Below are 13,943 nucleotides of genomic sequence, written 5' to 3' on the forward strand. Positions count from 1 at the left end.
AGGGAAGGGGGGCGACACCATGCCCTCCTCCTTGATCTCCTGGACAGGAGCGTCCGGACGTGAGGTTCCCTGCCTCTTTCACCGCGGTTGATAGGGAAGGCCGTCTGTCCATTGCCTGACCTGGGGGAGCACCGCATAACCCAACCCACGCCCGGAACCCGCCTCTCTCTCGCTTTCTCTGCGGAGCCGCTGTCCGAATCCGCGCGGGTTGCACGGTGTTGCGACCGACTGAACCGCGGTCTGTATAGGTTTGCCGGGGGGCAGGCCCGGCGTCAAAGGAGTCTTTCATGCTTTACCTGCTCAGAAAACTGGGCATCTTTGTCTTCACGCTGTGGGTGGCGGCCACCCTCAATTTCATTCTGCCGCGACTGGTGCCGGGTGACCCGGTGAGCGTCATGCTGGCCAAATACCAGGGTCGCCTGGACCCTTCAGCGGTGGACGCCCTCAAAATCGCCTACGGCCTGAACGACCTGGGGAGCCCGGTGGCGCAGTACTTCAGCTATCTGGGCAATCTGGTGCGCGGCGATTTTGGACGCTCCATCAGCCTGTTCCCCACGCCAGTGATTGACGTGGTGTTGCGGGGGCTGCCGTACACGCTGGGACTGGTGGGCATCACCACCATCCTGTCGTTTCTGCTGGGCAGCGCCTTGGGTCTGTACAGCGGCTGGCGGCGCGGCAGGGCGGGGGCCGACGCGGTGGTGCCCGCGGCACTGTTCCTGAACTCGATGCCGTATTTCTGGTTCGGGTTGCTGCTGCTGTACGTCTTTGCTTTCCAGTTGAAGTGGTTTCCGCTGAGTGGCGCGCTGGACCCCTTTCCGGGCGACGCATTCAGCGTGGGCTGGTGGGGCTCCCTGGCACGCCACGCTGTTCTGCCCGTGCTGACCATCCTGGTCACGTCGGTGGGTGGATGGCTGATCACCATGCGGAATAACGTGATCAGTGTCGCCAGCGAGGATTACCTGGCCTTCGCGCGTGCCAAGGGGCTGAGTGAGCGCCGGATCGTGAACCGCTACGTCCTGAGGAACGCGCTGCTCCCCAGCTTCACGGCGTTCGGTATGTCGCTGGGCTTCGTGGTGGGCGGCTCGATCCTCACCGAGATTGTCTTCTCGTATCCGGGGCTGGGCTATTACCTTTACCAGTCGGTGACCAATCTGGATTATCCGCTCATGCAGGCCATCTTCTTCTTCATCGCCCTGGCGGTGCTGCTGGCCAACCTGCTGGTGGATCTGCTGAACCTCATTCTCGATCCGCGCATCCGGGAAGGCCGCGTATGACGGTGATTTCCGCGCCGACCGCGCCGCGCCGCACCTGGAAGAACACCGCGTTAGGCCGCTTTTTCAGCAGTCCCCGCAGCGTTCTGGGTGCGGGACTCTTGACGCTGTTTGTCCTGCTGGCCCTGCTGGCCCCGGTGCTGACACCGTACCGCCCCAACTCGATGGAATTTGACGCCTTCATGGGCTTTTCCGCGCAGCATCCGCTGGGCACCACGGCGCTGGGTCAGGACATCTTCGCGCAGTTCGTGTATGGCGCGCGCCTGACCCTGCTGGTCGGCTTTGTGGCCGGGCTGATCGCCACTTTCCTCAGTGTGACCTTTGGACTGGCTGCCGCCTACTTCGGCGGGCGGATCGACGAGGCCATCAACACGCTGATCAACGTGTTTCTGGTGTTGCCGGGGCTGCCGCTGATCATCGTGGCCGCCGCCTTCATTCGCGGCGGCGGGGTCTGGCCCGTCATTCTGGTGATCGGCCTGACCGGCTGGGCCTTCGGGGCGCGGGTCCTGCGTTCGCAGGCGCTGGCCTTGCGTGAGCGGGACTTCATCGCGGCGGCGGTGGTGTCCGGTGAGGGCGCACTCCGCATTATTTTCGTGGAAATGCTGCCCAACATGGCGGGATTGATCGCCGCTAACTTCTTCGGAGCGGCCCTGTACGCCGTGCTGTCGGAAGCGGCGCTGTCCTTCATTGGCGTGGGCGACGTGAGTCAGGTCACGTGGGGGACCATGCTGTACTGGGCGCAGGCCAAGGGTGCGCTGCTACAGGGCGCGTGGTGGTGGGTGGCGCTTCCGGGCCTGAGCATCGCGTTGTTGGGAACGTCGTTCGCGTTCCTGAACTTCGCCGTGGATGAGATCAGTAACCCCAGGCTGGCTGGTGGGCGGCTGAACCTGCCGAGCCGCGTCCCCGCCGCCGTTGCGGCGCCCGTGGCCGGTGACGCGCTGCTGTCCATCACGGGTCTGGACGTGGGGTACGCGGCGCCGACGGGCGTGGTGCGGGCCGTCCGTGACGTGACACTGGACGTTCAACCCGGGGAACTCCTGGGCGTGGCAGGCGAATCCGGCTGCGGCAAATCCACGCTGGCCTTCGCGGCCACCCGGCTGCTTGACCCCCCCGGCGGGGTGCTGGGCGGCTCGGTGCGGCTGGCCGGGCGTGACCTGCTGGCCCTGTCCCCTGAAGAACTGCGGCGGGTGCGTTGGAAGGAATTCAGCATCGTATTCCAGGCGTCCATGAACGTCCTGAACCCGGTGTTGACCATCCGTGAGCAGGTGTACGACGCGATGCAGGCGCACGGCGTCACCGACAGGGACCGGTTGAACACCCGCGCCCGGGAACTGTTCGATCTGGTGGGAATTCAGACCTCGTATCTGGACGCCTACCCGCACCAACTGTCGGGCGGCATGAAGCAGCGGGTGGTGATCGCCATCGCGCTGGCGCTGGAACCCAAATTGATCGTCATGGACGAGCCGACCACCGCCCTGGACGTGGTGGTGCAGCGTCAGATCCTGCAGGAGATCAACGCGGTTCGCAAGCGCCTGGGCATCAGCATCATCTTCATCACGCACGATCTATCGCTGCTGGTAGAGATGAGTGACCGCGTGGCGATCATGTACGCGGGCGAGGTGGTGGAACTGGCCCCCGCGCATCGGCTGTACGCGCACCCCGCGCACCCCTACACCCAGCAACTGATGAATTCGTTCCCGCCCATGACCGGCCCCCGCACCCGGCGCAGCGGCATTCCGGGCAGGCCCCCGTCCCTGAGCGCCGAGATCATCGGTTGCCCCTTCTTTGAACGCTGCAACACGCGGATGCCCGGCGTGTGTGATGTTCAACCACTCCAGACGTTCCCGGTGGCCGAGAACCAGACGGCGGCGTGCTTTCTGTACGATCCCGCCGTGCCCGCCGCCGTTAAGGAGAGCGCGGTCAAGGACAGCGCCGACCGGGCGGGTGTCGTTCGGGCGGGTGCCGTCCGGGACAGCCAGACCGTCCTGGCCACCCGTCCCCGCCCCTCTTCACCAGGAGGTGAATCGTGATCCAGCCCGAAGCAGCAATCTCAACTGATCCGGAGGCCGTTCCGCACACCCTGGAGATCGTGGGTCTCCGCAAAGTGTTCGGGGCGCGTGGCAACGCGGGCGGAGTGGTCGCCGTCAACGATGTCTCCTTTTCCATCGCGCGTGGTGAGGTGCTGGGGCTGGTGGGCGAATCCGGCAGCGGCAAGAGCACCATCGCCCGCCTGATCGCGCACCTGCACACGCCCACGGCAGGCGAGATCCGCGTGAACGGCCAGCCGGTGCCGGCGAGGCTGCGCGGCGCGGCCCTGCGCCACTTCCGCAGGCAGGTGCAGATGATCTTTCAGGACCCGTACGCCAGTCTCAATCCGCTGCACCCGGTGCGCTACACGCTGTCGCGCCCGCTGAAGATTCACCGGCTGTCCCGGGGCACCATGGACGCCCAGATCGGCGCCCTGCTGGAGCGGGTGGGCCTTGCTCCGGCCAGCACCTACGCCTCCAAACGCTCGTTTGAACTGTCGGGTGGGCAACGCCAGCGCGTCGGCATCGCCCGCGCCCTGGCCGCCAGTCCCGACCTGATCCTGGCCGACGAGCCAACCTCGGCGCTGGACGTGAGCATCCGCCTGGACGTGATGAACCTGATGCTGGACCTCAAGGATCAAGAGGGCCTGAGCATGCTGTTCATCACGCACGATCTGGCCGGGGCGCGTTACATGAGTGACCGGGTGGCGGTGCTGTACGCCGGGACACTGGTCGAAATCGGCCCAGCCACAGAGGTCATCGACCGGCCGCAACACCCCTACACGCAGCTTCTCAAGAGTGCGGCCCCCAAACCCGACGCGGGCCTGGTACCCGAAGAAATTGCGGCCCGCGGCGAGGTGCCCGATCTGAAGGCCCTGCCCCCCGGCTGCCCCTTCGAGCCGCGCTGCCCCCACGCCATGCCCGAATGTCGCAGTGGCCTGCCACAGATGTACGACGTGGGCCACGGACATACCGCGCGCTGCCTCCTCCACGATCCGGCGATCCGCCTGAACCGTGGCGGGGCAGTGGGCGCCGGGTAGTCGCCTTCGCGGCTCCCGCCTTCCCGGCGGTCGTCTCCGACCCGCCGCTTTTCCCACAAGGACTCCTCTATGGCACAGGTTAAAATCGCTTACATCGGCGGCGGCAGCACGCGCGCCCCGGGCACGGTCGCCTCTTTCATTCGCCAGGCTGCCAACTTCGCCGGTTCTCACATCGTCTTGCAGGATCTCGATGAAGACAGACTCGATCTGGTCTGCCGACTGTCGCGCCGCATGGCAGCCGCCCAGGGGGCAGACCTCACCATCACGGCCACCACCGACAGAAAAGCCGCGCTGCACGGCTGTGACGGCGTGCTGTCCAGCTACCGTCCCGGCGGTTTCGAGGCGCGTTACCAGGACGAACGGATTCCCCTGGATCACGGCGTCATCGGGCAGGAGACGCAGGGGGCAGGCGGCTTCTTCATGGCGCTGCGGGCGATTCACGTGGCGCGCGGCCTGGTGGAAGACATGGAGGCGGTCTGCCCGGAAGCCGTCCTGTTTAACTACACCAACCCCGTGAACATCGTGGCGCAGGCGGTGGCCGATCACTCGCCCATTCGCGTGGTTTCCCTGTGTGAGGGGCCACTGGTGTTTCCCGGCGAACTGGCGCAGCTGGCCGGGCTGGACCCCGGCAAGGTGCGGGCCGTGATGCTGGGCCTTAATCACGCCTGCTGGAGCGTGGAGGCCGAGTATGACGGTCAGCCGATGCTCCCGGTCTTGGCGCAACAACTGGAGGGCGGCATCACCGACGATTGGGCGCGGCGCTGGGCCGAACTGGCGGTGACGATGAACAGCCTGCCCGCCTCCTACATGAAGTACTACTACTTCGAGCAGGAGATGCTGGCCGAGCTGAGCGCTAAGCCCACCACCCGCGCCCAGGACATCCTGGCGGACGTGCCGAGCTACTGGCAGCACTACCACGAGCAACTGTCCGCGCCGAACCCGACACTCAAGCCGGAACTGTCGCGCGGCGGCATCTTCGAGCTGGAAGTGGCGGTGGACGTGATGGACGCCGTGTTCAACGACAAGAATGAAGTCTGGCCGACGAACGTGGTCAACGGTGGCGCGCTGGCCGATTTCCCCGACTCGCAGGTGGTGGAGGTGCCGTGTCTGGTGAACCGTCAGGGCGTGCGGCCCATCGCGGGCTACCGGGTGCCGCCGCCCGTCCTTGGTCTGCTCTCGGCGCTGGGTGAGTACCAGCAGCTCGCCGCCAACGCCGCGTGGGACGGCAGCCGCCAGCAGGCGATCCAGGCGCTGACGGCCAACCCGCTCGTGCGGACGCTGCCGCTGGCGCAGACGCTGTACGGGGATCTCTCCCAGGCCCAGCGCAGTCATCTGCCGGAGCGGCTGTGGTAGGTGAGGTGACGCCCACCATTCAAGCGGACGCCGAACAGCTTGCCCAGGCAGCGGCTGACTTCATCACGGCGCAGGTCAGGGCGAACCCCCACCTGAGTATTCTTGTGGCCACCGGAAACACGCCCATGCCCACCTACGCCGAACTCGCGCGGCGGGTAGAGGCGGGCGACGTGGACTTCAGCCGCGCCACCGCCGTGCAGCTCGACGAGTACCTGGGCATAGAGGACGACGATCCGCGCAGCCTGTGGAACTGGATGCGGCGCTCGTTCGTGGAGCCGCTGGGTCTCACCCGCACCGTTCGGCTGCACAGTCCCGGTCAGTTCGGGGCGGCGATCCGGGACCTCGGCGGCCTTGACCTGGCGATTCTGGGACTGGGCCCGAACGGTCACCTGGGCTTCAACGAGCCGCCCAGCCCCCCGGACGCGCCCACACGCACGCTGGCGCTGACGCCCGCGAGCCTGGAGAGCAACCGCGCCTACTGGGGCGTGGCGGTGCCGGCGGGAGCGATCACAGCCGGGATGGACGTGATTCTGGCGGCCCGTCAGACCCTGCTGCTGGTGAGTGGAGCGCACAAGCGCGGTGTGCTGCACGCCGCGCTGCGGGGACCGGAAACGCCGGAGGTGCCCGCCTCCTTCCTGCGGCGCACGGCGCTGACCGTGATCGCGGACGAGGCCGCCTGGACATGAGCGGGCAAGGCATGAGCGGGCAAGGCATAAGCGGGCTGGGCATGAACGGGCTGGTGCTGGGCATCGACGCCGGAAACACCAAGACCATCGCCCTGATCGCCGATACCTCCGGCACCGTGCGGGGCTGGGGGCGCGCCGGACGCAGCAACATCTACGTGCAGCCTGCCCGCGCGCTCGCGGCGCTGGAAACGGCCGCCTCGCAGGCCAGGGAACGCGCGGGATTGGATGATTCGCCACTATCGGCGTTGACCCTCAGTGCCGCCGGGGCCGACTGGCCCGAGGATTTTGAGGAGTTGAATGCAGCGCTGAGGCGCTGGGGCTGGGCCAAGTGCGTCGAGGTCGTGAACGACGCTCTGGGCGCCCTGCGCGCCGGTTCCCTGAGGGGCCTGGGCGTCACGGTCGTCTGTGGCACGAGCGCGGGGATCGCGGCCCGTCATCCCGGCGGCGCCACGTGGCACAGCAGTTACTGGCAGGAGCCGGAGGGTGCCGACCAGCTGGCACAGAAAACCCTGCGCGCCGTCTACCGCGCAGAGCTGGGCATTGATCCACCCACCACCCTGACCCAGCCCGTTCTGGAGTTCTTTGGCCGCCCGGATGTGGAGTCATTGCTGCACGCCCTCACCGGCCGCAACCGATGTCCACGTGTCATGGGCCGCCTGGCACGGGTTCTGTTGGATGAAGCCAGTACGGGTGATCCCACCAGCCTGCGCATCGTCCTGGACCACGGCGCGTCCCTCGGGGAATACGCGCTGGCTGCCGCCCGCAAAGTCGGCCTGGACGGCGATTACCTGCTCACCACGTCCGGCGGAGTGATGCGCCACCAGTCACCCATCCTGCGAGACGCCCTGCTGGCGCGGGTACGTGAGGCGCATCCGCAGGTTCGCTGGCAGGCCAGCCACCATGAACCGGTCTTCGGGGCGCTGTTGCTGGCACTGGAGGCGACAGGTGTGAACGTCAACGAGACCGTGTTCCGGCGACTGGAAGAAACCTGCCCGGACGACGCGCTCTTTCTGACGTGATACGGATTCCATTTGTTTCGCCGACAACCCGCAACAGCGCCGGGTTGCCAACTCCACGTCCGGAACGCGCTTTTCTCCTACTCGCTCCGCTCGGATTGAACGGGTTTTGCGTAACTGCTCAGCAGGGTAAATTGCTCAGAATCTGAATTCAGCCCTATAAATTGCTAAGAAGCTGCTTTCAAATGACTGAAATTGCCGATATGGGCGAATTGGTTCGTCCAAGGCAGATTTGCAGTAACTATTATGCTCATACAAAACGGGAACAAGCGTTTTTTGCCGTGTTTATCGTGCTGAGCAGTTACGGTTTTGCAACCCATTCAGCCGGAGTCCGTATGAGCCCCCTTCCAGATTCGAAATGGAGCCTATGACCACGTTTGATCACCCGATCGGTGCCCCTACCGTCAGCGCCCCTACCGTCAGCGCCCTGTACATCTATCCGATCAAATCAGCCGGGACCGGCGTCCCGCTCCAGCAATCCGGAATCGGGCCGCGCGGATTGACGCATGACCGCCGCTGGATGGTGATTGACACGGCTGGAAAGCCGGTGACCCAGCGCGAGTTCTCGACGATGCGCCTGATCGAAGTCAGTCTCACAGAGGTGGGGCTTGTGGTCACCGGCCCGAACATGCCCGTACTGGAAGTGCCGTGGCAGCCGCTAGGGAACCCCCGCGCGGTGGACATGTGGGGCGACTTCCTGACCGGCGTGGTCATCTCGGCACAGGCCACAGACTGGATCAGTTCTTATCTGGGCGGCGACTTTGATCTGGTGTTCCTGCCCGAAGACTCCGAACGCTGGCAGCCTGCCCACAAGCCTTTCGGGTCGCTCCTGAGCTTCGTGGATGGCAACCCCTTTCACCTGATCTCTGAGGCTTCACTGGCCGACTTCAACCGGCATCTGAACCGCCCACTAAGCTACGCAGAGTTCCGCCCAAACCTGGTGATCAGCGGCAGCGAGGCATATGCTGAAGACTTCTGGCAGCGGATCCGGATCGGCCCCGCCGAATCAGATGGGATGGCCGTGCCGGGTGCGGTGGCCTTTGAAGTCGTGGAAAGCTGCGCCGGATGTGCCATTCTGAACGTCATGCCTGATGGCACACGCGGTTCCGAGGCTCTACGGACACTGGCACGTGTGCGCCGCCACGGTAAAGCTGCCATCTTCGGTCAGCACCTGGTGCAGGACGCGCCGTACGCTCAGCGTGACGGGCATATTCGCGTGGGCGACACCGTGGACGTTGTCGATTTTGCCTCAGCGGTCAATCCGGTCTACGTCTCATACTGATCGCCGTTGATTCGGAACTCCACCAGATCAATCCGAGCGGATGCGAGTGGGTGGAAAGCGGGTGCCGGGCGTGGAAGTGACAATCTTGTGATAATTCGCATGTTTACCTAACGAACAGGATTCGAATCCACCGAAAACGCTCCAACGAACAGCGTATCGGCCCTTGAACTCCACCCGTTGGGGGGGTACATCCGATCTTCGTCCAGGACACCTCTTATGCTATGTTCGCCTACAGAAATTGGTCTGATACGGACTCCGTTTGTTTCGCTGACAATCCGGAACTTCACCGGATTGCCAGCTCCACATCCGGAGGGCCGTTTTGCTCCCACTCGCTTCGCTCGGATTGAAGGGGGTGCAGAGCCCCTTCAATCCGAGTCCGTATGAACAACAATCCCCTCTGGGTGGGAGAACGCCCTTTGCACAGCTTCTACTCTCCTGGCCTTGTCGGTTAGGCATGAGTTCAACCAAAATGTCCAGCACTGAGACTCCCATATAGAAAGGGAGTGTGATGCGGATTCCGGTTGATTCGGCGCAATCCCGAATCAATCCGAGCGGACGCAAAGAGGAACAACAGACTCCCGTGGGCGATGTGAAGCCACAGGCGGTGTCTTCGTGTCTGTGGCGGAATGGAGTGCAGTCCGTATGAGACGTCGAAAGCACAACAGCAGGCGCCAAAAATTGTGACTGTGATCCGGCATGACTCCGGATGGAGGAACACCCATGGAACGATCTCTAAGAACCCTTGCCCTCTCCGGCCTGATGCTGAGCACACTCGGCTTCGGGCAATTCGCTTTAGGCGTCGGCGTCGCCGCTGGCACCGAGATCACCAACCAAGGGTTCATCGATTACCTCAAAGACGATGGCAAAACGTCGGCGACCATCTCCAGCAATACGGTCACGGCCACCGTGACGCGGGTCTACGCCGTGGATGTCAGCCATGACGCCGCCAGCCTGACGAGCTGCGCCAGCACCAGCACCGTCGTCTACGGCACGGCCAGCGCCGTCCTGACCTACACCCTGACCAACCCCGGCAACGGCGCTGACAGCTACACCCTGAGCACCAGCGCCGTTGATGCAGGCGGAAATCCCGCGGGCACCGCCACCGTGGCAACCAGTCCGGTCAGCCTCGCGGCCGACGCCAGCACCCCCGTCGAGGTCGCGTACACCCTGCCCACCGCTCAGACGGTGGGCGCGGTGTACCACGTCAACCTGAACGCCACCAGCGTGGGCGACACCACCCAGACGGACACCACCAACGTGCAGTGCATTCAGGTGGTCGCCAACCTTGACCTGACGTTCAAGGGCGATAACGGCCCGACCATCGTGGCGCCCGGCAGCACCACGGCGTTCACGCACACGCTGACCAACACCGGCACCGGCCCGCTCAGCAGCAGCAACACGACCCTGAGCGCCGCCCACAGCGACACCGCCTTCACGGCCACCTACACCTTTGGTGATGCGACCGACCCGGCGAACCCGCCGACTCAGTACGCCACCGCGCAGGAAGCCTTCGCCGCCCTGGGCGACCTGGCGCCCGGCGCCAGCGCCACGCTGACCGTGACCGTGAAAGCCCCGCTCACCGCCGCCGCTGGCAAGCAGGACAAGCTGACCATCACCGCCGACATCAATGACCTTGATCCTGCCACGACCGGGTACACCAACCTTCAGACGACGCCCGCCAGCGTCACTGACACCCTCGTGATCGGCACGACCGCCGCCACGCTTCAGAAAACCCAGGCGGTCTGCACCCTCGAAAACGGCACGCTGAGCTGCGCCGCCCCGAGCACCGACGCGATTAAAGCCAAGCCCTGCGAGCTGATCGGGTACGTCCTGACGGCCACCAACACGGGCCAGTTGAGCATTCCCGGAGCGAGCATCCGTGACGCGATCCCGAACAGCAGCACCCTGTACTCCATCAAGCCGACGAACACCACCAACCCGCTGCTCGTGAAAATCGGCAACGGCAACTACGTGCCACTGAACACCATCACCTACCCGATTGCGGCCACCACCACGGTCAGCATGGCCTACGACATGAACAAAGACACCCTCATTGACGCCAAGGACCTGATGCCCGTCAGCACGAGCTACGGCGTGACCCTGCTGACCCGCGTCGAAACCGGCGCCGAGTGTGGCGCCGCGCCCGTCATTCCCACCCCCTGACCATCAACAGGGGCCGCCCCCGGGTGGCCCCATCCGTCTGCCGAATACCACCCTTCGCTCCTCTCACCAAGTACAGGAAGGAACCACCCATGCGTAAACTCTTAGCTCTGACCACCGGACTTCTGCTCAGCGGCGCGCTCGCCGCAGGCACCCCCGCAGGCACCACGATCACCAACACCGCGTACCTGGACGCCCTGAACCCCGACGGCTCTCCCATCACGCCGGTCGAAAGCAACCCCGTGACGCTGACCGTGAAAGCCGTGCCCGCCATCCTGATCACGCCCGACACCAACCCCGCGCACCCCAACGGCTTCGGTCAGACGGTGGTCGGCGTTCCCGGACAGAACGCCGCGCTGACCTACACCCTGACCAACCCCGGCAACAGCCCCGACACGTACACCCTGAGCGTCCTCGGCACCACCGCCGACACCACGGCCGCCAACGCCACGCTGTACGCAGACACGAACGGCGACGGCGTCTACGGGGGCGGCGACACGCTGATCACCGCGCCCGTGGCCCTGGCCGCCGACCAGAAGATGACCTTCTTCGTGGTCTACCCCGTGCCCGCAGGCGCGCTGGCGACCAACCTGTACGGCCTGAACCCGCAAGGCACGAGCGGGCTGTCCGTCACCAACACCCCCGACGCCCCCGTCACCGACAAGAACAACATCGGCGGGATCGTGGTCAAGAACATGATGAGCCTCACCCTGACCAAAGACGAGACGGGCGAGGTCAGTTCCCCCGGCACCATCACCTACACCCACACCCTGACCAACACCGGCAACACTGACCTGACCGGCGCGAACACCAACCTCGCTGTCGGCACTCAAGCCGGCGGCTGGGCGTACAGCTACGTGGTGGGCGACGGGACCGCCGCCACCACCCCGCAGAAAGCCCTGGAAAACTGGGGACAGCCCCTGACCCCTGGCAAGACCGCCGAAGTCAAGGTCACTGTCACGGCCCCCGCAGGCCTCGCGGGCGGCACCACCGACAAGACCAGCATCAGCGCCGTCATCACCACCGCCGACAGTGCCACCGTGGACAACGCCACCGAAACCCCCATCCAGGTGGCTGACACCACCACCGTAGCGCGGGGTGAAGGGAGCGTCGCCAAGAGCGTCCTGAGCTGCGGAACCGACACCACCTGCGCGGCGCCCACCGCCATCCCCACCAGCAACGTCGTGCCCGGCGAGATCATCCAGTACACCGTGGGAGCCAGCAACGTCGGCAACGGCGGCCTGCAAAAAGCGGTGCTGCGCGACACGCTCCCCGCGTCGCTGCTCGGCGTCTCCTGGACCGGCACGGCCACCGGCGTCACGGGCGGCAAGCTCATCTACAGCCTCAACGGCACCGACTGGGCCAACCTGCCCCAGAACATCGCGGACGTCGAAGGCGTCACCCTGTACCTCGGTTACGACTCCAACGGGGACAACACCATGACGTCGGCTGACCTGCTGCCCGCCAGCGCGAAGCTCAACCTGACCCTCACCGCGAAAGTCAAGTAAGGCACCAGAGGGGAAGTGAGGCGAACCTCACTTCCCCACCTTCCATAACACAGGCACCTGCGCCGCGCACGTTTTGCACCACTTCCTAATTGCACCACTTTCGAATTGCACAACTTCCGAATTGCACAACTTCCGAATTGCAGCGCCTTCTGACAGCGCCTCTTCATTTAACCGCCGCTGGGCCACCGCGACACCCTGCCTCCATACCCTGCCTCCACGCCACAAGGACACCCGCATGCGAAACCTCATCACCCTCCTGCTCCTGACCGCCAGCGTCGCGCACGCTGCTGGAACGCCGGCGGGCACGCTGATCAGCAACACAGCCACGCTTACGACCGAAGGCGGCGAGACCCTGAGCAACACCGTGACCCTTCAGGTCTCCCCGGTGTGCGCCGCCACGCTCACCCCGCAGCATCAGGAAATCACGACACCGGCAGGCGTGCGGGCCGAACTGAAGTACACGCTGACCAACATCGGCAACACCTCATTCACCTTCCCGGTGACCAGCACCGCCACAGGCGGGGTCAGCACCGTTACTCCCACGCAGATCACGCTCGCCGCCGATCAGGCCACCACCCTGACCCTGGGGGCCACCCCCAGCGGCATGGCTCCCATGCAGGTCACCGTTCTGACCGGCTGTGCAGGCGACCTCGAGGCGACCGCTACGGTCACGCCGACCAGCGTGCCACTCGGAATCGTCAAGGCCGTCAGTTCCTCGGGCCTCGCCAAACCCGGCGATCAGGTCACGTACACGCTCACGATCAAAAACCCCAACGCGCTCAGCGTGCCGTTCACCGTCACCGACCCCCTCGACAGACGCCTCACGGTCGTGCGAACCGCGCCGCAGGCCGAGGCGCAGGGCAGCACCCTGACATGGAACGGCACCCTCGCGCCGGGCGAGGAGCGCGTGCTGAGCGTCACCGTCACGCTCCCGGAACGAGACGACGACACCACCGTCAACAACGTCGCCCGTATCAGCAGCCCCAGCACGTCGCCTAGTGACAGCAACGAGGTCAGCACCCGCGTCTGGGACGCCAAACTGATCACGCAGAAGACCGTGGATAAACAGACCGCCAGCGTAGGCGACCTGCTCACGTACAACATCGTTACCCGCAACACCAGCTACACCGCCAAATTCGAGCAGGCCGTCATCACCGACACCCTGCCCGCAGGCGTGAGCGTCGTGGACGGCACGCTGAGCCTGGACGGCGCGGACGCCCAGGACCTTGACCCTGATCCGCGCGTCATCCGGGTCGGCAGCGGGACACTCGCTCCGGGCCAGAGCGCCACGCTGACCTACAAGGTGCGCGTCCTGCCCGAAGCCCTCAAGGGGAACGGCATGCTGATCAACAGCGTGATCGCCGTGGGCCAGAGCGGCGGCCTGCCCATCATCACCACGCGGGTCAGCAGCGTGAAAGTGACCGTCAAGCAACAGGAAAACGCTGAGATCGTGGGCCGCGTGTACGTTGACAAAGCACAAAACGCCGTGTACGACGAGGGCACCGACACCCCGGTGACGAACGCCCGCGTGCTGCTCGCCGGAGGCCTGAGCGCCCTGTACGATGCTCAGGGTCTCTACCTCATGCGCAACGTGCGCATC

At 65.1% G+C, this 13,943-nt stretch carries 9 protein-coding genes and 1 pseudogene; all 10 read left to right on the top strand.

The window, feature by feature from the left end; translation table 11 throughout:
* Positions 1-287 precede the first annotated feature (287 nt).
* Positions 288-1,274 (top strand): ABC transporter permease, encoded by a 987-nt coding sequence (locus tag QZ271_RS08500; protein ID WP_291430471.1) that lies wholly within the window; start codon positions 288-290, stop codon positions 1,272-1,274.
* Complete coding sequence (locus QZ271_RS08505) at positions 1,271-3,301, top strand: dipeptide/oligopeptide/nickel ABC transporter permease/ATP-binding protein (RefSeq protein WP_291430473.1); 2,031 nt, start codon at positions 1,271-1,273, stop codon at positions 3,299-3,301. Before QZ271_RS08500 ends, QZ271_RS08505 begins: the two co-directional genes overlap by 4 nt.
* A gap of 59 nt (positions 3,302-3,360) precedes the next feature.
* On the top strand, positions 3,361-4,338 hold the full coding sequence (locus tag QZ271_RS08510) for an ABC transporter ATP-binding protein (RefSeq protein ID WP_291430475.1): 978 nt from the start codon (positions 3,361-3,363) through the stop codon (positions 4,336-4,338).
* Positions 4,339-4,407: 69 nt separating this feature from the next.
* Positions 4,408-5,691 (top strand): glycoside hydrolase, encoded by a 1,284-nt coding sequence (locus QZ271_RS08515; RefSeq protein WP_291430477.1) that lies wholly within the window; start codon positions 4,408-4,410, stop codon positions 5,689-5,691.
* Positions 5,692-5,696: 5 nt separating this feature from the next.
* Positions 5,697-6,377 (top strand): glucosamine-6-phosphate deaminase, encoded by a 681-nt coding sequence (locus tag QZ271_RS08520; RefSeq protein ID WP_291430479.1) that lies wholly within the window; start codon positions 5,697-5,699, stop codon positions 6,375-6,377.
* A gap of 11 nt (positions 6,378-6,388) precedes the next feature.
* The gene (locus tag QZ271_RS08525) at positions 6,389-7,396 is read left to right on the top strand and encodes an N-acetylglucosamine kinase (RefSeq protein WP_291430481.1); all 1,008 of its coding nucleotides are present in this window, start codon (positions 6,389-6,391) and stop codon (positions 7,394-7,396) included.
* 364 nt (positions 7,397-7,760) lie between these two features.
* Positions 7,761-8,675: an MOSC N-terminal beta barrel domain-containing protein gene (locus QZ271_RS08530; RefSeq protein ID WP_291430483.1), complete on the top strand. Its 915-nt coding sequence runs from the start codon at positions 7,761-7,763 to the stop codon at positions 8,673-8,675.
* Positions 8,676-9,395: 720 nt separating this feature from the next.
* Positions 9,396-10,838 carry a hypothetical protein gene (locus QZ271_RS08535; protein ID WP_291430486.1) on the top strand — a complete coding sequence of 481 codons (1,443 nt, stop codon included), beginning with the start codon at positions 9,396-9,398 and terminating at the stop codon, positions 10,836-10,838.
* 89 nt (positions 10,839-10,927) lie between these two features.
* Entirely contained in the window at positions 10,928-12,343 is a 1,416-nt protein-coding gene (locus QZ271_RS08540) for a hypothetical protein (protein ID WP_291430488.1), read from the top strand.
* A gap of 235 nt (positions 12,344-12,578) precedes the next feature.
* Positions 12,579-13,943 (top strand): annotated as a pseudogene (locus QZ271_RS08545) (hypothetical protein); the annotation flags it as partial.

Source organism: Deinococcus sp. (assembly GCF_018260555.1).
In the GTDB taxonomy this organism is placed as follows: Bacteria; Deinococcota; Deinococci; order Deinococcales; family Deinococcaceae; genus Deinococcus.

Excerpts from the sequence above, each read along its gene's own strand:
- QZ271_RS08500 (WP_291430471.1), top strand. The coding sequence starts at position 288 with ATGCTTTACCTGCTCAGAAAACTGGGCATCTTTGTCTTCACGCTGTGG.
- QZ271_RS08505 (WP_291430473.1), top strand. The coding sequence starts at position 1,271 with ATGACGGTGATTTCCGCGCCGACCGCGCCGCGCCGCACCTGGAAGAAC.
- QZ271_RS08515 (WP_291430477.1), top strand. The coding sequence starts at position 4,408 with ATGGCACAGGTTAAAATCGCTTACATCGGCGGCGGCAGCACGCGCGCC.
- QZ271_RS08525 (WP_291430481.1), top strand. The coding sequence starts at position 6,389 with ATGAGCGGGCAAGGCATAAGCGGGCTGGGCATGAACGGGCTGGTGCTG.
- QZ271_RS08530 (WP_291430483.1), top strand. The coding sequence starts at position 7,761 with ATGACCACGTTTGATCACCCGATCGGTGCCCCTACCGTCAGCGCCCCT.
- QZ271_RS08535 (WP_291430486.1), top strand. The coding sequence starts at position 9,396 with ATGGAACGATCTCTAAGAACCCTTGCCCTCTCCGGCCTGATGCTGAGC.
- QZ271_RS08540 (WP_291430488.1), top strand. The coding sequence starts at position 10,928 with ATGCGTAAACTCTTAGCTCTGACCACCGGACTTCTGCTCAGCGGCGCG.